Genomic DNA, 1,384 nt, shown 5'->3' on the forward strand with positions numbered 1-1,384 from the left:
GGGCGTCGACCAGCGGCCCCAGGGCCTTCTGGCCCTCCTGCGTGGGCCGGTACACCCAGCGGCCGGCCTCCTGCGCGAGGGCGGCGAGGAACTCGTCGGCGACGGCGCGGTGGCAGTAGATGCGCTCGACGGAGACACAGACCTGGCCGCCGTTCGCGTAGGACCCGAGGGCGGCCTGCTCCGCGGCCCACCGCGGGTCGACGCCGTCGTCGACGATCAGCGGGTCGTTGCCGCCGTTCTCGAGCAGCACCTTGGCCCCGGTCCCGACGGCGGCCTCGGCGATCGCGCGCCCCGCGGCGATCGAGCCGACGTGGGCGATGACGTCGAGGCCCTCGTGGGCGCAGAGCAGCGCGCCGGTCTCGCCGCCGCCGTCGAGCACCGTCAGGACCCCCTCGGGCAGGAACGACGCGAGGAGGTCGCCGACGCGCCGGCCCAGGTGGGGGCAGCGCTCGCTGGGCTTGTGCACCACGGTGTTGCCGGTGACGAGGGCCGCCCCGATGAGGCCGGCGGCGACGGCGACGGGGTCGTTCCACGGGGTGATCGCGGCGACCACCCCGCGCGGGCCCGGCACCATGAGGTCGGTGGCCGACCACGAGCCCTGCAGGGAGCGGCCGCGGTGCAGCGGGCCCAGCTCGGCGTACTGCTCGAGGGTGCCGGCCGCGGCGAGCACCCCGCCGAGCCCGTCGTCGTAGGGGCGGCCCGTCTCGGTCTCGTTGAGCCGGGCGAGGTCCTCGGCCTGCGCGCGCAGGGCGGAGGCGGCGTCGCGGACCCGGCCGGCGCGGGCCGCGGGGTCGGTGCGCGCCCACTCCGGCGCGGCGGCGACGGCGCGGGCGACGGCGTCGTCGACCTCCTCGGGCCCGGCCGGCGACACCCGGCCGACGAGCTCGTCGGTCGCCGGGTCGCGGATCTCGATGTCGGCCGTCGCTGTCGTCACTGGTCCTGGTCCTCCGTGCTGGCCGGGGCGGAGGGGCCCTCCGCGCGAATTCCCCGACGGAGGTGCCCGGGAGCAGCGGCGGTCACGCGTGCGCTCCGTCGCGGCGGGGGTCAGGTGAGGAGCAGCAGGATGACGAACGAGCAGAGGTTGAACGAGGCGTGCGTGACGAAGCACGGCCAGATCGAGCGGGTGCGCTCGTAGAGCACCGCGTTGAGCACCGCCAGCACGAGGACGGCGAGGAAGACGACGTTGAACCCGTGCGCGACGGCGAAGACCAGGCTGGACACGATCGTCGCGACCACCGGTCCGTAGCGGCGCATCGACCCGTAGCCGACACCGCGGAAGAGCAGCTCCTCCCCCAGCGGGACGACCAGCCCGCCGAGCAGCACCACCCAGAAGGCGGCCGTGACCCCGGCGAACTGGGTCAGGGACTGCTGCGGGTCGCTGTGG

Annotated in this window: 2 protein-coding genes; both read right to left on the reverse strand. The window is 75.7% G+C overall.

What is annotated here, in order from left to right:
- A partial coding sequence (locus AC0CYZ_RS22145) for an aldehyde dehydrogenase family protein (RefSeq protein WP_472219308.1) occupies positions 1-934 on the reverse strand: 934 nt, incomplete at its 3' end.
- Positions 935-1,044: 110 nt separating this feature from the next.
- The coding region (locus AC0CYZ_RS22150) for a lysostaphin resistance A-like protein (protein ID WP_472219310.1) at positions 1,045-1,384 on the reverse strand (340 nt) is incomplete at its 5' end.

This window comes from Actinomycetospora sp. (assembly GCF_055612215.1).